The organism is uncultured Gordonia sp. (assembly GCF_937858515.1).
Lineage (GTDB): Bacteria > Actinomycetota > Actinomycetes > Mycobacteriales > Mycobacteriaceae > Gordonia.
Window position 1 is genome coordinate 13,384 of record NZ_CALLZT010000142.1, and the last position, 17,787, is coordinate 31,170.

A 17,787-nucleotide genomic window follows, 5' to 3' on the forward strand; every position below is an offset into this window, starting at 1 on the left:
AATCGAACCCGGCAACAACATCTTTCGACCAGAACAGGCCCGGCAGACGAGAAGGAATCAGCAGATGGACGAGAACACCGCCAAGGTTTGCCAGATCCTCGGGCGACTGGTCGACATGGCACACGACGCCGGGCGCGACGACCTGGCCCGCCGGCTTCGCGGCTCGCGGGCCCGGATCGATGACCCGGCCGCCCGCGTGGTGGTGGTCGGTCAGCTCAAACAGGGCAAAAGTCATCTCATCAACGCCCTGCTGAACGTGCCCGTCGCCCGGGTCGGCGACGGCGAGACCACCTCCACGATCACCGTCGTCGGGCACTCCGAACAGCCGCGGGCGCGGCTGATCGTCGAGGAACCGCAGCCCGATGACTCCGGACGGGTGCGGGAGCGGAGCATCGAACTGCCCATCGACGCGGTGTCGCGGGATCTGTCCCATGCACCCGAAGCCGGCGGTGCCCGCGTGGTCCGCCTGGAGATCGGGGTTCCGTCCCCGCTGCTGGCCCGCGGTCTCGTGGTCGTCGATACGCCCGGAACCGGTGGGGTGGGCAATCCGCACGCCTCGGGCACGCTCGGGCTGCTCGCGTCCTCGGATGCGATCGTCATCGCCTCCGATGTCAGCCAGGAGTACACGGCCCCGGAGATGTCGTTCATCCGGCAGGCAAATGAGCTGTGCGGCAACGCTCTCGTGGTGGGCACCAAGACAGATCTGTATCCGATGTGGCGGGAGGTGGTCGACGCCGACATCGCGCATCTGCGCAAGCAGGGCACCGATCTGACCCCGCTGCCGGTGTCGTCCGTTCTGCGTGATCACGCGATCCGGCTCAACGACACCGAACTCAACGACGAATCGGGTTTCCCGGCCATCCTGGAGTTCTTGCACACCAAGGTGATCGCGCAGGCCACCGCACGGATGCAGAAGCTCGTCATGGCCGAGATCGGTTCGTCTGCAGAGCATCTGGCGCTGGTTACTCGTGCCGAGTTGGAAGCGGCCCGTGATCCGGCTGCGCGCGAGGCGATCATCGCCGAACTCGACAGAGCCCGCGTCGAGGCCAAGGAACTGTCGGCGCGATCGGCGCTGTGGCAGCAGGTGCTCAACGACGGCGTGGCCGACCTGTCCGCAGATGCCGACCACGACCTGCGGATGCGCACCCGCACGATGCTCAAGAAGTACGAGGCCAGAATCGATTCCGGTGATCCGGCCCAGATGTGGGACGAACTGGGTGAAGAACTCAAGAACGAGATCGCCGAAAGTGTAGGGGACAATTTCATCGTCACCCACGAACGATCCTTCGAGCTCGCGCGGCGAGTCGCCGAATCCTTTTCCGACGCTGTCGATATGGAACTTCCCGAACGCGCCCTCGGCTCGGTCGGCGGCGAACTCGGCCCGGTCAGCGATCTGGTCGGCCTCGACCTCGAGCCGCTGGGCTTCGGCGAGAAGATGCTCGTCGGTATGCGCGGATCCTACGGCGGCATAATGATGTTCGCGATGCTGCCGGCGATGCTGGGGTTGCCGATACCCGTTACGTTCTCGCTGGCCGCCGGCATGTTGCTCGGCCGCAAATCCTACAAGGAGGACGCCGAGAACCGGCTGTTGCGGCGCCGGGCCGAGGCGAAGGTCGCGATCCGGACCTTCGTCGACGATGTGCTGTTCGAGGTCGGACGCGAGTCCCGGACCCGGCTGCGGGAAATCCAGCGCGTGCTGCGCGATCATTTCCGGGGCATCGCCGAACAGACCACCCGGTCGTTGACCGAATCACTCAAGGCGATCGAGGCATCGGCGAAATCCGAAGTGTCCCAGCAGGAAAAGCGGGCCAAGGAGTTGGAGTCCCGACTCAAGTTCCTCACCGACGTCGCCTCCTGGGCGAGCGGGGGCAAGGCCGGCGGGGACAAAGTGAGCGGGGACAAGGCTGGCGGGGACAAAGTGAGCGGGGACAAGGCGAGAGGAGCAGCACATGAGCACGTCGCCTGAACTCGCCGGACTCCTCGACGACGCCGTCGAAGTGTACCGGCGCGACCGGAACGCACCGCCGATCGCGCTCGCCGACGTCGAGCGGTGCGCCCGGCGACTGCGCGAACCGCTGCGCATCGCCCTGGCCGGTGCGTTGAAGGCGGGTAAGTCGACCCTGCTCAACGCCCTCATCGGCGAAGAACTCGCGCCCACCGCGGCAACCGAATGCACCACGGTCGTCACCTGGTTCCGGCACGGGACCACGCCGTCGGTGCAGGCCTGCCATGTCAACGGTCAGCACGCCGCGGTCCCCATCGAGCGGCGGGACGCACATCTGAACTTCGATCTCGGCCGGCTCGATCCGGCTGAGCTCGATCGTCTCGAAGTTGCCTGGCCGACACCGGAATTGAACCGCGTCACCATTATCGACACCCCCGGCACCACTTCGCTGAACGCCGAGATCTCCCGGCGCACACTGCGGTTGCTCGCCCCCGAGGACGGGACGTCGGGCGCCGACGCGGTGGTGTACCTGATGCGCACGTCCACCGCCGCGGACTATTCGACGCTGGCCGAACTCAACCGGCAGGTCGGTGGCCGGGGTGGCCCGCTCGGGGTGATCGGGGTCCTTTCACGTGCGGACGAGATCGGCGTGGGACGGATCGACGCGATGCTCTCGGCCCAGGAGATCGCCGCCCGATATGCCGGCGAATTGTCGGCATCGGGACTGTGCCAGGCCGTCGTCCCCGTCGCCGGGCTGCTCGCGGTGACCGCCCGGACACTGCGCCAGCGTGAGTTCACCGCACTGCGTGCACTTGCCGAGGCATCCGCCGACGATCTGCAGCTCGCAATGCTGTCCGTCGACCGATTCTCCCGCGAGAACAGTCCGTTGCCGGTTCCCGCCGACGTGCGTGTGGCCCTGCTGAACCGCTTCGGCATCTTCGGCATCCGTATCGCCATCGCCCTGCTGCAAGGAGGAGTACCCGATGCCGCGACCCTCTCGGCCCAATTGCTCGAGCGCAGCGGAATCGTCGAACTGCGTGAGCGGATCGAGGTGCAATTCGGGCAGCGGGCAGAGCAGTTGAAGGCCCATTCGGCGCTCACCGAACTCGCCCGGATACTGACCAGGCATCCCGTCGACGGCACCGCGCCGATCCTGGCCGCCACCCGTCGGCTGCTCGGGGACGTCCACGGCTTCGAGGAGGTGCGTCTGCTGGGCCGGCTGCGTTCGTGCAAGACGAGTCTCACCGACAGTGAGATCGTCGAGGTGACGCGCCTGATCGGCGGCTACGGGGCCTCACCCGACGACCGGCTCGGGCTGGATCCGTTCGAGGCGATGACCTCGGGCCGCGACCGGGCGTTGGCCGCCGTGCAACGATGGCGGGCCCGGTCCGGCCACCCGCTCAACGATGGTTTCACCACCCGGGTGTGCCGGGCTGCCGCCCGCAGCGCCGAGGGCATCGTGGCGCAGATGACCCGGACGTCGATGATGAGGGAATCCGGGATACGGGAACCTGGGATACGGGGGTCTGGGCATCGGATGCGGTGAGTTGGTCGTAGCTGCCTGTACCGTGGGTGCCCGTGGCGTATGTGCGGACGGTGAAGACGGCTTCGGGGGCGACCGCGGTGCAGATCGTGTACGCCAACCGGCGCGGGTCACGGCAGATCGAGCACCTCGGGTCGGCGCATTCGGCAAAGGAACTCGACATCCTCAAACGGGTCGCCGCCCAGCGCCTGAGCGAAGGGCAGGGGCAGCTAGATCTCGGCCTGCCCGAGGAAGAGCCGGCGATGACACTATTCGGGCCGGATGAACCGTTCCCGCCGGCCGAGCCGACGTAGCCGCATCCACTCGGCGAAGCCCTTCGGGTCGTGCTGCTGAATCAGGAAATACCAGCCGAATCGGGCGTATTCCTGCGGCAGTAGTTTACGCATTCCGGGCTGACTCATCAGGTAGCCGCGGTTGCGGTAGGTGAAGAACCGTTTGACCTCGTTGTCGGGGTACTGGGTGTGCATGCGGCCACCCAGAATCGGGCGGAATTCGTCGGCGCCGTCGGGATGCAGATATCCGGTGGTCAGGCAGGTGCCGAAATTCAGGCCCGATCGTTGCAGGCGGCGATGGATCTCCACCTCGTCGCCGCGGAAGAACAACCGGAGATCGGGCACGCCGACCACTTCCAGGGCATATGCCGAGAACAGTGCCCCGTTGAACAGCGACGCGATGCCGGGCAGCAGATCGTCGTCCTGCGTCTCGTCGTCGGCGAACAATTCGGAACGTTTGCGCCGCCACACCAGCCCGCGGCGCAGCGGGAAGGCGAGGGTGTCGGGGTCGTCGATGCGGGCGACCACCGGCGACACCTCGTCGAGCCCATGGCGTTTCGCACACGCGAGTAGCGTCGAGAGCACCGACGGACCGTCCGGGCGGCCGTCGTCGTCGGCGCACCATACCCAGTCGGCTCCCAGTGCGAGTGCGTGCAACATCCCGAGCGCGAAACCGCCCGCCCCGCCGAGATTCCGCTTGGAACCGATATAGGTTGTCGGGATGGGTTGCCCGGCAACAAGATCAGCCACGACGGCCTCGTCGGCATTGTCGACCACCACGAGGTGATCGACCGGACGATCCTGGGCGGCAAGCACTTTCAGCGACTCGGCCAGCAACTCGGCGCGCTTGTGCGTGACGACGACCGCGACGATACGTTCGCTCACTCGCTGTCCTTCTTCATGTCGGCCAGCACCTTGCGCACACTTGCCGCGGCCTCGGGACCCTCATAGGCCTCGACGACCTCCTCGATCCCGCCCTCCTGCCGGATCCGGCCGTGATCGATCCACAGCGCGCGATCACACAGTTGCGCCAGAAACTCGTTCGAATGACTCGCGAACACCAGAATGCCCGACCGCTCCACCAACTCCTGCAGACGTTTGCGGGACTTCTTCATGAACGCGGCGTCCACATTGCCGATGCCCTCATCCAGGATCAGAATCTCCGGGTCGGTGCTGGTCACCACCCCGAGCGCCACCCGCACCCGCATACCCGCCGAATACGTGCGCAGCGGCATCTCCAGATAGTCGCCCAGTTCGGTGAACTCGGCGATGTCGTCGACCTTGCGCAGCATCTCCTTGCGGCTCATGCCCAAGAACATGCCGCGCACCAGAATGTTCTCGTACCCGGAGATCTCCGGATCCATGCCCACGCCGAGGTCGAACACCGGCGCCACCCGGCCCCGCACCCGGCACGACCCGCTCGTCGGTTCGTAGATGCCGGCCAGCAGCCGCAGCAACGTCGACTTTCCGGCGCCGTTGTGGCCCACCAGACCCACCCGATCACCGTGCCGCAGATGCAGGTTGATGTCCTTGAGGGCCTCGACGACCATCACCTTCGAGCCCGTCGTCCCGATCACGCCGCCGGCGGCACCGATCACCGACTTCTTGATCGACCGCGTCTTGGCATCGAAAATCGGGAAATCGACACCCGCATTCCAGGTGTCGACCCGCACATCAGAGGTTGCCATTCGTGCTTCTCCTACACCCAGTAGGGCACGCGGGCCCGATAATTACGCATCACAAACAGTGCCAGCAGCCAGCCGAAAGCCGTACAACCAAGCACGATCGCCCAGTGATAGAACTCGATGTCGTTGCCCAGCAACGGCCCGCGGGCCACCTCAAGATAGTGGAACATCGGGTTGATCTCGACGATCTTGAGCCTGCTCGACGACTCGTGCGTCGTGCTGCTCAAACTGTCGGCGGACCAGATGATCGGCGTCATGAAGAACACCAACTGCACTGATGTCGTCAGCAACTGACCGATGTCGCGGAACCTGGTCGACAGAATGCCGAATACGATCGCCACCCACACCGAATTGAGGATGTACAGTGCGAACGCCGGGAACACCAGCAACGCCCCCCACCCCGGATCCTGCGGGAACACGATCAGCACGATCACGAAGATCACCAGATTGTGGGCGAAGATGATCAGCTGACGCCACACCACCCGGTACACGTGCACGCTCACCGGCGCCGGGATCTGCTTGATCAGGCCCTCGTTCTTACTGAACACCTCGGCGCCGTCGAGAATCGACATCTGGATGAAGTTCCAGAAGATGAACCCGAGCGTCACATACGGCAGGAACGTCTTGATGTCCTGATCGAACAGCTCGCCGTACAGCAGCCCCATCGCCACGGCCGTCACACCGGTGGCGATGGTGATCCACAACGGACCCAGCACCGACCGCCGGTATCGCTGCCGGATGTCCTGCCAACCCAGGTGCAGCCACAGCTCGTGCGTGCGCAACCCCTGGGCGAGGTCGGCGAGACCTCGACGCAGCGTACGCGAATCGGACACCGCGGGGGCCGGGGGGACGTCGTCGCCGACAACTACTGACACGGAGATTCAGCATACAAGCGAAACGCCCGCCACCGGTGCGGCCCGCACGGTCCTATAGATACTGCCCGGTGCTGTCGTGGCCGTGCCCCTGCGCGCCCGGCACCCCCATACCCGGCGGCAACGCCCCCTGACGCATCTGCTCCAGCTGCGCCCGGGCGGCCATCTGCTGCGCGAACAACGCCGTCTGAATCCCGTGGAACAACCCCTCGAGCCAGCCGACGAGCTGTGCCTGCGCGATCCGCAGCTCCGCATCCGAGGGCGTCACCTCGTCGGAGAACGGCAACGCCAGCCGCTCGAGCTCCTCCCGCAACTCGGGAGCGAGCCCGCTCTCCAACTCGCGGATCGACGTCTGATGGATATCGCGCAACCGGTTGCGGGACGCGTCATCGAGAGGAGCGGCCCGTACCTCCTCCAGCAACTGCTTGATCATCGTGCCGATCCGCATCACCTTGGCAGGCTGCTCCACCATCTCTGCGACGCTCTGCCCCTCGCCGTCGCCGTGATCGACGCCGACCACTACAACCTGTTCGTCGCCGGCACCCGATGCGGACGACCCCTCACTGCTGAACGGATTAGGAATCATGCGCACGAGTTTATGGGGTCACTCCGACAGCAATGCGCGAGTTTGGCCGGGGGTGCGCGTTAGGGTGGGGACCATGGCGTTCGATGTCGGGTACGTGCGTGGGCTGTTTCCCTCGCTCGGCGACGGCTGGATTCACTTCGATCCGCAGGCCGGGATGCCGATCCCCGACTCGGTGTCCTCGGCCGTGTCGACCGGATTCCGGCAGTTCTCCGCCCCGCCGAGTCCGCTCTACCCTACCGGACGGGCAACGGCCGACGTCACGGACCGGGCCCGGCGGGCCATCGCCGACCTTGTGGGCGGCGACCCCGCCGGGGTGGTCCTCGGCAACTCGCGGCTCTCGCTGATATCGGCGCTCACCGAGTCGCTGCTGTCCTCGCGCAAAGCCGTCGGCGACATCGTGGTCAGCCGCACCGACGACGAGGAGAACATCATCCCGTGGCTGCGGCTGGCCAAACGCAGCGGCTGGAATACCCGGTGGGCCGAGATCGACGTCGAGACCGGAGAGCTGCCGTCGTGGCAGTACGAGAAACTCCTGACCGGCCCGGTGTCGGTGGTGACGGTGTCGATGGCGTCGACGGTGACCGGCGTGCTGACCGACCTTCAACCCATCGCCCCGGGAGCCGCTCACGCGCGCGCGTTGTTCGTCGTCGACGCCACCAGCGCCGCACCGTTCCACACTCTCGACATCAAAGAACTGGGCGCCGACGTGGTGGTGGTGTCGGCGCAGCGGTGGGGTGGTCCGCCGGTTGCGGCGATGGTGTTCGCCGACCCCGACCGGATCAACGCCCTCGAATCGGTCAGCCTCGACCCGCAGGCCACCGGCCCCGCCCGCCTCGAACCCGAACGGGTCAGCGGCGCCCTCCTCGCCGGTACCGTTGCGTCTGTCGACTACCTGGCCGGCCTCGACGAGGATTCCGGCGGTGAACGTCGGCACCGGCTGACCACCGCGATCAGCGGTCAGGCCGAATACCTCGGCCGTCTCATGGTGTACCTGCGGTCCACGCTGGAAAACCTGAGCCAGGTACACGTCATCGGTGAATCGGCCAACCGGGTCCCGTTGCTCAGCTTCACCTTCTCCGGCGTCAGCTCCGACAAGGTGGTCCAGCGCCTCGCCGACAACGGAGTCCGCGCCCTCGCCGGTGTCCCCAGCCGCGCCCTCGACGTGATGGGCGTCAACGATTTCGGCGGTGCCGTCACCATCGGCCTGGGCCCCTACTCCACCCCCGTCGAAGTAGATCACCTGGCCCGCACCCTCGCCTCCCTCGGCTGACACTGCACATTGCCGTCACCGGGTAGCACTCGGCGCTACTCTCGGGGGTGAGTTCGGCTCGAGGTGAAATCAACCAGCGTGACCTGCGCATGCGGTCGCGCGAGATCATGGATGCCGTCGAACGTGGGGAGTCGTTCACCGTCACCCGCTACGGTCGTGAGATCGCCGAACTGGTCCCGATTCGTGGCCGTCGTCGCCCGGCAGCCGGCGAGCCACCTGCGCAGCCAGACAACGCATCGTGATCCCCGAGGCCGAGCCGGTACTGGGCTGGGGCACGCTACTTGATCCCTGAGGCCGAGCCGGTGCTGGGCGGGGGCACGCCACTTGATCCCTGAGGCCGAAGCGACGAAGGAGCGAGGGTCTCGAAGGGTCCGGTGAGATACCACCCTCACCGGACCACCCCGAAACTCTCACGCAGCGAAACGCAACAACACCTTCCCCACAACATCCCCACTGTCGAGCCGCGCATGTGCCGCCGCGGCATCGTCGAAATCGAATACCGAGTCGACGATCGGAACCACCCGTCCGGTCTCGATCAGCGGCCAGGTGACCTCCAGGGTCTTGGCGGCGACCTCACCCTTCCCGCCGGCCCCGTCGACGGGCCGCGACCGCAGCGTCGTCCCGAACACCGACAGCCGTTTCGCCAGCAGCACCCCCATGTTCAGTTCGCCCTTCACCCCGCCCTGCAGCCCGATGGTGACCAGCCGGCCCCCGGTGCGTAGCGCGGCGATGTTGCCGGGCAGGTACTTGGCGCCCATGATGTCGAGGATGACGTCGGCACCACCGTTGTCCTTCATCACCTGCGCAAAGTCGTCGGTGGTGTAGTCGATGAGGATGTCGGCACCGAGTTCGGCACAACGATCAAGTTTGGCCTGGTTACGGGCGGTGACCGCGATCCGGGCATCGAGTGCGGACGCGAGCTGGATGGCATGGGTACCGATGCCGCTGGACCCACCGTGGATCAGCAGCAGTTCCCCGGCTTGCAGATTCGCGGTCAGGAGCAGGTTCGACACGACGGTGCACGCCACCTCGGGCAGCGCGGCCGCGGTCTCCAGGTCGACCCCCGCCGGAACGGGCAGCACCTGCGCCGCCGGCACCGCCACCTTCTCGGCGTACCCACCGCCGGAGAGCAACGCACACACCTCATCGCCGACGCACCACCCGTCGGCGCCCGGCCCGAGGGCACTGATCCGCCCCGACACCTCCAGCCCCAGAATCTCCGACGCCCCCTTCGGCGGTGGATATGCCCCCCGTCGTTGCAGCAGGTCAGCCCGGTTCACCCCGGCGGCGACGACGTCGATCACCACCTCACCCGGCCCGGCAACCGGATCGGGAACCTCGGACACGGACAGGGACTCGGTATCGGCTACGGCGCGCACAACCTCCACTCTGACAGAACCCCTATTCACTTTGTGGCCCGATACCCGCGTCGAGTACCCTCGTGGCCGAAGGAAGCGTGGCAGAGCGGCCGAATGCACTCGCCTTGAAAGCGAGCGTCCGTAACAGGACCGGGGGTTCAAATCCCTCCGCTTCCGCAGGGAAGGGCCTGGTCAGAGAATGTTTTCTGACCAGGCCCTCGTCGTGGCCGGTATCGGCTCGGCGAGAGTTGACACACGAGTTGACACACCCCACCTGGGAAAAGTCGCTAGATTAGTTCCGTGGCGAGGCTTCCAGAGGGTGTCGACAAGGTCGAATACAAGAGTGGCGCGGTGCGCTACGAGGTCCGCGTGGACGCCGAGGTCAACGGTGTGCGGCGCCAGCAGCGCCGCAGATTCAAGACCGTTGCCGAGGCCACGGCGTATAGGAAACAGGCGATCGCGGACTCGGTGGCGGGCAAGCTGGTGCCTTCGACAGATCTGACGGTGAAGCAGGCGATCGAGGAATGGCTTGACGCCCAGCGCGTCGCGCCGGGCACTGCGGCCGCGTACGAGTCGGCGTTGGCACCCGTAGTCGAGAGGTACGGCAGACGGCGTGTTCAGACCATCGAGAAGTCCGACGTGGAAAAGCTGATCTCGGACCTGCGCGACGGGAACGGCCCCGGCGGGCGTCGGTGGTCGCGGAACACAATTAACCCGATGCGGGCGCGCTGGCAGAGCGTTTGGGCCGATCTTGTCGAGCAGGGGAAACTCGGCCGCAATCCTGTCGAGTTGGTGAAGCCTCTCCGGAAGAGGGACGATCCCGTCGCGGCCAATTCCGGGATGCTGGATCTCTCCGACCGGCTCACCGATGTCGAGGTGGAAGCGCTGAGGGCTGCCCACCCGGCGACGCCGCCGGCAGAAGGGCACATGCGGTCGGCCGGATACATTGCCGCAATGCGCGCCCCGATGATTGCACTGGGTCTGCTCGGCCTGCGGCGGGGGGGGATGGCCGGGTTGCGGTGGAGCAGCGTTGATCTCGACAAGCGCACGATGAAGGTAGCGGAAACGACACGGATTGCGGTGCGCGGCAAGGTCATCGAGCAGAACGTAGGCAAGACCAGATCGGCGTCAAGGTGGCTACCGGTGCCCGAGTGGGCACTCCTGGTTCTGCGCGAGGCGAACGCGCGGCAGGAGGTGGAGAAGAAGAGATACGGGGCGAAGTGGCTCGGTGGCGACGACGGCTATGTCCTGACGCAGCAGAATGGACGACCCACGTCGCCGCGCACGCTCGACAGTTGGTGGCGTGATTCGCTCGTCGCGGCCGGGGTACCGCACCGGCGGTTGCACGCGGCCAGGCACACGACGGCGTCGTGGCTCATAGCGATGGGGAGATCACCGGCCGAAGTAGCCATGTGGCTTGGGCATTCCGACGGCGGTGAGCTGGTGTTGCGGACGTATTCACATGTGCACCAGGACGATTTGCGTGATGTCGCGGCGGCGTTGGATTACACGAAAGAGCGCGTAATGCCGGAGGATCGCGGACCAGTGCATCCGCTACAGGAGGAGATTCCGCCGCGACTCTTGGCTGAGATGGGATTCGAGGTAGGTGAGGACGGTCAGTTGGTGTGATGGTTGATGGGTCCGTCAAAGGTGATGGTGCTGTCGGCGTCGAGGTGGCCCTGCTCCATCTCCACCTCTGACGGGTGCCTCGGAGCCTCCCTCTGCTTCCTCTCCCATGTCGGACCCCTCGCAGTGCCCTGCTCCATCTCCTCCCATGTCGGCGTAGAGGTGGGCGGTTGATGGGTCCGTCAATGGTGGTGTACCCGTGTGGAACAAACGGTTGTTCGATGATGTCTGTGTCGCCGTATCGACGGATAGGCCAGCGTTGTCGGACACTCATGACACAGTGATCACCGTGGCAACTACGAGCGGCTTCCAGGACCCCATCGAGCTTGAGCGGCATTACGGCCTGTGGAACTCCCCACGGCACTTCTGCTGGAATCACGCGATCCCCGAGGCGCAGAGCGACGATATAGACGCTCTCGCCGAGTACTGGGCGAGGCTCCGCGACGATGTGAGGAAGCACCGCATCTCGCGGAAGGTCAACATCGCCGCGGAACAAGGCGTGATCGCCGAGATGATCGACGGAGTGTGGATTCCTCGTCACTACGCGGTCGAACCCGGCGTCGCCGATGAGATCACCGGCCCACAACGGCGGGTAAAGGGTATCGAGTGCCTGGGCCAAGCTGGTACCTACGGCGCGGCGAGATGCAATAACAAGTGGTACGGCAGCGGCAGTGCCGACTTCAGCGACGACGACTGCCCGCGAGAAACTGTGGATCTGGACGTCGGAGGGGGAGGCTCCGAGCTGGCGGCGGCCATCGCGCACGGTGACGAGATTGAGCGCAGCTACGCCGAACGCGTCGTATGGCAGCGGCTCCACCAGCCCGAGCTTCGCAAGATGACTCTCGATCATCACGGGACCGCCTGCGCGTACTGCGGCCTGGACGTCCCGCAGATCGTAGAGGCGGCCCACCTGGTCGCCGACGCCGAAGGCGGAGCGGCAAGCGTGGAGAACATGCGCCCGATGTGCCCGAACCATCATCGTGCGTACGACGCTGGCCTCCTGGTCTGGGATGGACACCGGTTCGGGCCGGCCGACGGTGCCCCACCGGTGGGTCCGGCTCCGGGGCCGGCGTAGATCCCAGTCGTCTCGCATCCGGTACCGTCACCGGACGCCGGATCAGTGCGGGCCTTGCGAGACCCTGCGGCCTGCGCTTGCGCCAGCCGCGGCGGTGATCACCGGCACCTCGCTGGACCACCGGCTTGCGGACGTGGCGGAAACGATGGATCCCCGCGAGCACGGTGCTCGCGGGGCCTGGTGGGCATGCGTCGAATCGGATGCTCAGCCAGCCGAGCGTGCCGAGGTCGACCGGGATCTCGATCTCGACCGGTCCATCGTCAACGGCCGAGAGGGCCTTGCGCTGATGTCGACGTCGCCGAGGAAGACGCTGACGGAGATGCTGATCTGCTGTTCGATGCCGCAGTGAAGTGGCTACGGCACCGGTGCTTCGGTCTCGGTCTCGCCGGCGTCCTCGGCTGCGAGCAGACCCTCGGGGATGACATCGCCGTGCTCCCGGCGCAGGTACTCCTTGGCCTCGTCGAGCGAAGGGTCGTGCTGAAGGCTCTTCTGGAAGTAGTCGAGGCGGTGCCTGGCCCCGTCGATGATCTGCCCCCAGGTGCGGACCCAGACCCGGACCGTGGCGCCCGGAGCCTCGGGCAGCTGGGGCTCAAACACGATGCCCTGCTCACGTCCTCGCTGATTGGCCTCTTGCCGGACATCGTCGTCGATCTCGCTGGTGACCAACCAGAAGTCCCACTGCGTGGTGGTGCTCGCGAAGCGTGGATCCTTGGCAACCGCCTTGGCGTACGACTTGATCTGGCGCAGTTCGGTGTCTCCGGCGACCACCTTCGGCGCCTTCAGCTCCACGACGAGGTGCCGATTGCGGTCATGCTCGGTGGCCGCTGCCGACAGGAGCAGGTCGAGCCGGCCGACGGTGCCGTCGAGCCGTTTGACCGGCTTCTTGTCGCTCCGGTTATGGCCGAGCAGCTCGCGGTGGCGGTCCAGGGCCGCGGTCAGGCCCCTCTCGCTCACCATGTAGTTGTACTGCTCGCCGAACACCCAGAGTTCGCGCTCGAGGATCTTGTGCAGGTGATCGCGTTCTCCGACCAGCTTGTGCGCTTCCGGGTCGAACACCATCAGCTGAAGCGCAGCGAGGAACTCCAGGCGGTTCGTGACGTCGGTCGATGCCTGGATGACCCTGGACAGCCCGGTGCCCTTCAGGAGCCTGTCGAGGTGCTCGCGCTCCTCCTCGGATAGGCCCACGTATTGATCGAGCAGCGCCGTCACGTCGCCCGGCCTCTGCTGCAACGAGTCCTTGAGCAGACCGAGGGTGAGCCGTTGCTTACGCTTGCCGTCCTTCGGGATGTGCCGGACGACGGACGTTGCCAACACGTCGAACGTCGCGCGCTCGACCTCTTCTTCGACCGACTCCGGCTCGCCCTGGTACGGGTAGACCTTGGTGGACTTCCAAGTCTGGACCTGCTCGCGGCGCTGCTCGTCGCGGCGGGCGTCAAGGTAGTCGGCGAGCACCTGGTCCAACTCCTTGAGCATGGCGCCCAGCACGGTCGGCGTGGTCTCCATCCTCGCGACCGGCCACTGGTCGTGGTGCTGGGGCATCTCGTCCCAGAGCAAATACGCCGAGTACGAGAAGTCCGGCCCCGGAGCGGAGTCGAGGGTGTCGACCACGACGGCGTCGGCGTCGCAGAGGTGGATTTCGCGCCCGGACGCCTTCTTCCACTCGATCACGCGGAGCTTGGCGTGGAGGACGGTGCCGTCGTGCCCCCACTCCACCGGCAGCTCGGTGTCGCGGGCGATGTTCTCCGCGGGGAGAATGCGCTGGCGGTCGTAGGCGACCTCGACGCCGTCGTGGGCGATCAGGTACGGCGCCAGCGCGGTGGTGAGCCGGTCGGCGGCGGTGTCGCCGTCGAGGGGGTCGAGCGATTCCTTGCCCTCGGCGGTGAACTTCGTCCCGGTGCCGGCGTCAGTTTCGGCGGGGTCAGTGACGGCGATGTGGTCGCGCGTGGCAGATCGAGCGGTGACGACCGAGCGCAGGCGTTTTCCGTCGGTGCTGTCGGCGACGGTGTCCCACTCGATTTTGGTGCCGAGGGCGAAGGCGCGCAGGCGACCACGGCCGAACTTCCCGTGCAGCGGCCGCTTCTCGCCCTGGCTGCGCAGCGCGGTCCGTTTCCACGAGCCGCCGACCCGCTCGAATGCGCTGCGCACCTCCTCGGGCGCGACGCCGTGGCCGTCGTCGGTGATCTCGACGCCGATGACCACATCGGTCTGGCTCCGGTTCAGGACGACTGCGACGTGGTGCGCATCGGCGTCGAGGCTGTTCCAGACGAGTTCGATCACGGCCTTGACCGGGTCCTTCTCGTGGGCGAGGCCCTGGACGTGATCGTCGCCGACGACGAGTGGGTAGGTCTTCACTCGATCATCTTGTCAGGCAAGTCCGACAAGCGGAGGCAGGTCAGGCACACCGTGGGATTTGGACGGTGGACGCCTGGAGGCGCCAGTGCTGGCCAGTTCGAGCAAGGCACTGCGGAAATGCTGTAGGTTCTGCCGGGCTTGCGATCCGATGTCGATGAACAGCAGCGGAATCGACTCGCCGAAGCCCCGGACGGACATGGGGTCGGGCAGCGAGGCCCCGGCCGGCAGGCTCACCGGGAACAGCAGACCTGAGGCAATGACGTTGTCCGACCACTTCTCGTGGTGGCCGTACGCGACCGCCTGATAGATGTCTGACCGAGACACGGCAATGCGGACCTTCTCGCTGAGGACGATCGAATCTGCTTCAGGCGTGGTTGTCGGTCCGGTCAGGACGTTCTTGTACTTGGTGTCCAGGAGCAGCCACCCGTGGCCGGGGACGCCGATGACGAGGTCGGGATCGACCTTGGAGGTCCTGACCCGGAGTCCTGAACTGTCGTGAACGGTGGCTGCGGGCGGCTTAGTCTGGTCGAGCTCCACTTCGTCGATCATCGTCACGATCCCGCGCACGGACTCCTGGAACAGGACAGGCATGCGCCACATGAACGACTCAGTGTCCAGGCCGCCGGCCCGGATGCCGGTGAATCGGCCGTCGAGTAGGCTGCGCGTGGCCCGGAGCACCTGGGCGTAGTGGCGCTGCGGCCCGCGGGTCGAGGTCGCGCGCAGCACGGTCTGGGTGACGTTGACGTCGGAGACCTGGGCGAACTTGGGCAGAGCCGATGCGACCCGGTGGCGGACGGCCCGGCCCGCGGCTGCGACGGGAAGGCTGTGGCTCAGTGCGGCTACGTGCCGGAGTCCTGCCTTGAGCACCTGGTTGTTGGGCGTGTCCTGGGTCTGCTCGATGGTGCGGCACGGTATTTCGTTGGCACGACCGGTGGCCAGGTGGCCGGTGACGTACCGGTCGAGCAGGATCCGGCCCTTGACCTTCCCGTCGAAGACTCGCTCGTTCGACCTGTAGTCGCGACGCAGCCAGCGCGAGGCGAAGGCATCAATGGCGTTGACGTGCCACATGAGCAAGCACGCGGTGGGATCATCGTGGACCTCCGCCAGGGCAGCCTGCTCGAAGTCGAGGACGCGCAGGGCCTCCTGCCGCTGGCCGTAGGCGTAGTCGGCGAGGAAGAACATGTCGGCATCGGGAAGCTTCGGCGCCACGGTGAGCGTCAAGTCCAGTTCTCCGGCGACGATCCGGCTGACGCCGACGCAGTCGCCGGCCGTGAGGGTCCAGTCGCGCTGCCCGGGCGATCGCTGCACCGAGCAGTCGGCGGCGCGCCAGAACTCTTCGGGGACACCCTCGGCCACCGCGGCGTCGATGGGCACCGAGCGCCGCTCGCCGACGTCGACCGGGTGCGAGCGGGTCATGGGGCCGGCTCGACTGGATCCTCGTCGGCGGGCACGTCTCCGTCAGCGGCGGCCCAGACCTGCTGCGCGAGCAGGTCTGCGAGACCCTCCGCCTGCTGGCGCTGCGTGGCGTCGGCGGCGAGTGCGAGCTGGCTGCGCAGGGAGTTCAGGGCGGCGGCGTCGATCTCGCCCTCCATCTCGTACTCGGACAGCAGCGGCAGGACCTCGTAGACGTAGCGGCCGGCGAGGACTTCGAGGGAGCTGTCGTGCTCGTCGGCATCGGCGAGGAAGTACGACGGTCCGACCTGGAGGCCTGCGGGCGCGTCCGAGAGCGCCTGAGCGGTGAGCATGGACAGGTGGAGGGCGGCCTCGCGCGTGATCTCGGAGTCGAAGTCGTAGCTGTGGATCGGGGCGTCGGTGGCGTAGACGTCGAGGAAGACGAACCGGCGGCGCAGGGCGTAGTCGATGACGGCGATGGACCGGTCGGCGGTGTTCATCGTGCCGATGACGTGCAGGCTCTCGGGCACCGTGATGGACGCGTCGCCGTCGACCGCGTACGGCGTGGAGACCGCCTCGCCGCGGTACTCCAGCCCGTAGAGCAGCTCACCGAAGATGTTGGGGATGTTGCCGCGGTTCATCTCGTCGAGGATGAGGACCAGCTCCAGGTCGTAACCTTCTTCCTTGAGCTTGTTGCCGACGCCGACCATGAGGCTGAAGAGCTTGTGCCTGGGGGTGAAGGTGACGCCGCCGGCTACGGGCTCGGCGACCAGGGCACGGACGAAGTCGGTGTAGTCGTAGCCGGGGTGGAACTGGACGATGTCCCAGAGCGTGGCGATGCCCAGTCGCTGGACCTCCGCGGCGATGCCGTCGACGGTGCGTTCGTTGACGGGCAGGGAGTCGATGATCGCTTGGAGACGGCTCTTGCCGACGTGGCCCGAGGTAGCCCATTGGACGTACCTCCTGGCGACGTAGGTCTTGCCGGCGCCGGGCGGGCCCTGAAGGACCACCTGTCCTCGGCGGCGGACCTGGGTAGCCAGTTCGTACAGGTCGTCGGGAAGCGGGCTGCGCCCGGCCGGGGCGGCCACGGCAGCGCGGGGACGCAGCGCATCGAGGAACTCCCCGGAGGAGAGACCCAGCCAGGCGTTGGCGCCGATCGCCACCGCCAGTGCTTGGTTCCGTCCGCGGACTGGAACGATGCCCTGGTGGCTAAGCCGTTCGGCGACCAACTTCACCACGGGAACGGCCGCGGACCGGGTCGGTAGCAACCGCTCGACGCCGATGATCGATCCGCCGTGCTTCTCCGGAACGATGAGGCGGCAACGCTCAAGAAGGCTGAGGATATTCATCACCGGCTTGCCGTCCTTCGGGAAAGACGGATCGTTGGGTGCGTAGGTCGTGAGCGCTTGGCCGAGGGCTTGGCGGTTGATCATCGCCTCGTCGAACCGGCCGTCGTCATCAGTCAAGAAGGTCTGCGTGATCGTGTCCAGCCTGGTGTCGGCGAGATTGAGCGCGGCCCAGAGGACGAGGTACTGGTAATTCTCGGCATCTCGTGCCGACCGGAGGAGCTCGTTGTCGATGACGACTTGGGAGCCGGCCTTCGCGCGGTCATCCACGGGCGGGTCGTAATCGATCAGGTCGTTCCACAAAGGCGAGGGCGTCGAACCCTGTGCGATCGCGGTGCTCTCCAGGAGCTGTTCCACCTCGGCGGCGGTGGTCGTTCCAGGCTCAACGGTTGCCAACTTCTCCATCATCGCCTCGGGCGAGGTGAACTTTGTGAACGAGATCATTCCGACGGTAGGCACAGGCAC

At 66.4% G+C, this 17,787-nt stretch carries 15 protein-coding genes, 1 tRNA gene and 1 pseudogene; 9 read left to right on the plus strand and 8 right to left on the minus strand.

The annotated features are described in order from the left end of the window. Positions 1-64: 64 nt before the first annotated feature. From Q0627_RS13200 to Q0627_RS13210, 3 genes and pseudogenes are all read left to right on the plus strand, one after another. Entirely contained in the window at positions 65-1,966 is a 1,902-nt protein-coding gene (locus Q0627_RS13200; RefSeq protein ID WP_298810527.1) for a dynamin family protein, read from the plus strand. After that, positions 1,950-3,491 carry a dynamin family protein gene (locus Q0627_RS13205; RefSeq protein WP_298810528.1) on the plus strand — a complete coding sequence of 514 codons (1,542 nt, stop codon included), beginning with the start codon at positions 1,950-1,952 and terminating at the stop codon, positions 3,489-3,491. Before Q0627_RS13200 ends, Q0627_RS13205 begins: the two co-directional genes overlap by 17 nt. 77 nt (positions 3,492-3,568) lie before the next feature. Beyond that, a pseudogene (locus Q0627_RS13210) lies at positions 3,569-3,706 on the plus strand (IS1634 family transposase); the annotation flags it as partial. A 30-nt stretch (positions 3,707-3,736) separates the two neighbouring features. Here Q0627_RS13210 and Q0627_RS13215 read toward each other — a convergent pair. Genes Q0627_RS13215 through Q0627_RS13230 form a run of 4 tightly spaced genes read right to left on the minus strand, consistent with a single transcriptional unit; the run spans position 3,737 to position 6,903 of the window. Then, entirely contained in the window at positions 3,737-4,645 is a 909-nt protein-coding gene (locus Q0627_RS13215; RefSeq protein WP_291014870.1) for a glycosyltransferase family 2 protein, read from the minus strand. Then, on the minus strand, positions 4,642-5,448 hold the full coding sequence (locus Q0627_RS13220) for an ABC transporter ATP-binding protein (RefSeq protein WP_291014873.1): 807 nt from the start codon (positions 5,446-5,448) through the stop codon (positions 4,642-4,644). Before Q0627_RS13220 ends, Q0627_RS13215 begins: the two co-directional genes overlap by 4 nt. 11 nt (positions 5,449-5,459) lie before the next feature. Further along, complete coding sequence (locus Q0627_RS13225; RefSeq protein WP_291014875.1) at positions 5,460-6,320, minus strand: ABC transporter permease; 861 nt, start codon at positions 6,318-6,320, stop codon at positions 5,460-5,462. A gap of 52 nt (positions 6,321-6,372) precedes the next feature. Continuing rightward, entirely contained in the window at positions 6,373-6,903 is a 531-nt protein-coding gene (locus tag Q0627_RS13230) for a bacterial proteasome activator family protein (RefSeq protein ID WP_291014877.1), read from the minus strand. A 73-nt stretch (positions 6,904-6,976) separates the two neighbouring features. Here Q0627_RS13230 and Q0627_RS13235 point away from each other — a divergent pair, with 73 nt between their 5' ends. Continuing rightward, complete coding sequence (locus Q0627_RS13235; protein ID WP_298810533.1) at positions 6,977-8,173, plus strand: aminotransferase class V-fold PLP-dependent enzyme; 1,197 nt, start codon at positions 6,977-6,979, stop codon at positions 8,171-8,173. Positions 8,174-8,220: 47 nt separating this feature from the next. After that, entirely contained in the window at positions 8,221-8,415 is a 195-nt protein-coding gene (locus Q0627_RS13240; protein WP_298810536.1) for a type II toxin-antitoxin system Phd/YefM family antitoxin, read from the plus strand. Between the two features lie 168 nt (positions 8,416-8,583). Here Q0627_RS13240 and Q0627_RS13245 read toward each other — a convergent pair whose 3' ends face one another. Then, positions 8,584-9,552 (minus strand): NAD(P)H-quinone oxidoreductase, encoded by a 969-nt coding sequence (locus tag Q0627_RS13245; RefSeq protein WP_298810540.1) that lies wholly within the window; start codon positions 9,550-9,552, stop codon positions 8,584-8,586. A 71-nt stretch (positions 9,553-9,623) separates the two neighbouring features. Here Q0627_RS13245 and Q0627_RS13250 point away from each other — a divergent pair. The 4 genes from Q0627_RS13250 (at position 9,624) to Q0627_RS13265 (ending at position 12,581) form a co-directional block, all read left to right on the plus strand. Further along, positions 9,624-9,708, plus strand: a tRNA-Ser gene (locus Q0627_RS13250). 123 nt (positions 9,709-9,831) lie between these two features. Beyond that, a complete protein-coding gene (locus Q0627_RS13255; RefSeq protein WP_298810543.1) occupies positions 9,832-11,160 on the plus strand; it encodes a tyrosine-type recombinase/integrase in 1,329 nt (442 codons plus the stop codon). Positions 11,161-11,446: 286 nt separating this feature from the next. Next, positions 11,447-12,232 (plus strand): HNH endonuclease, encoded by a 786-nt coding sequence (locus Q0627_RS13260; protein ID WP_298810546.1) that lies wholly within the window; start codon positions 11,447-11,449, stop codon positions 12,230-12,232. Between the two features lie 94 nt (positions 12,233-12,326). Then, positions 12,327-12,581, plus strand: a complete 255-nt coding sequence (locus Q0627_RS13265) for a hypothetical protein (protein WP_298810549.1) — start codon at positions 12,327-12,329, stop codon at positions 12,579-12,581. A 5-nt stretch (positions 12,582-12,586) separates the two neighbouring features. On the opposite strand, the gene Q0627_RS13270 is transcribed toward Q0627_RS13265, so the two are convergent. Genes Q0627_RS13270 through Q0627_RS13280 form a run of 3 tightly spaced genes read right to left on the minus strand, consistent with a single transcriptional unit; the run spans position 12,587 to position 17,766 of the window. Next, entirely contained in the window at positions 12,587-14,584 is a 1,998-nt protein-coding gene (locus tag Q0627_RS13270; protein WP_298810552.1) for an ATP-binding protein, read from the minus strand. 12 nt (positions 14,585-14,596) lie between these two features. After that, positions 14,597-16,000, minus strand: a complete 1,404-nt coding sequence (locus Q0627_RS13275; protein ID WP_298810555.1) for a 5-methylcytosine restriction system specificity protein McrC — start codon at positions 15,998-16,000, stop codon at positions 14,597-14,599. Beyond that, positions 15,997-17,766: an McrB family protein gene (locus tag Q0627_RS13280; protein WP_298810558.1), complete on the minus strand. Its 1,770-nt coding sequence runs from the start codon at positions 17,764-17,766 to the stop codon at positions 15,997-15,999. The genes Q0627_RS13275 and Q0627_RS13280 overlap by 4 nt, the downstream gene beginning before the upstream one ends. Positions 17,767-17,787: the final 21 nt, after the last annotated feature.

Excerpts from the sequence above, each read along its gene's own strand:
- Q0627_RS13200 (WP_298810527.1), top strand. The coding sequence starts at position 65 with ATGGACGAGAACACCGCCAAGGTTTGCCAGATCCTCGGGCGACTGGTC.
- Q0627_RS13205 (WP_298810528.1), top strand. The coding sequence starts at position 1,950 with ATGAGCACGTCGCCTGAACTCGCCGGACTCCTCGACGACGCCGTCGAA.
- Q0627_RS13220 (WP_291014873.1), bottom strand. The coding sequence starts at position 5,448 with ATGGCAACCTCTGATGTGCGGGTCGACACCTGGAATGCGGGTGTCGAT.
- Q0627_RS13230 (WP_291014877.1), bottom strand. The coding sequence starts at position 6,903 with ATGATTCCTAATCCGTTCAGCAGTGAGGGGTCGTCCGCATCGGGTGCC.
- Q0627_RS13235 (WP_298810533.1), top strand. The coding sequence starts at position 6,977 with ATGGCGTTCGATGTCGGGTACGTGCGTGGGCTGTTTCCCTCGCTCGGC.
- Q0627_RS13275 (WP_298810555.1), bottom strand. The coding sequence starts at position 16,000 with ATGACCCGCTCGCACCCGGTCGACGTCGGCGAGCGGCGCTCGGTGCCC.
- Q0627_RS13280 (WP_298810558.1), bottom strand. The coding sequence starts at position 17,766 with ATGATCTCGTTCACAAAGTTCACCTCGCCCGAGGCGATGATGGAGAAG.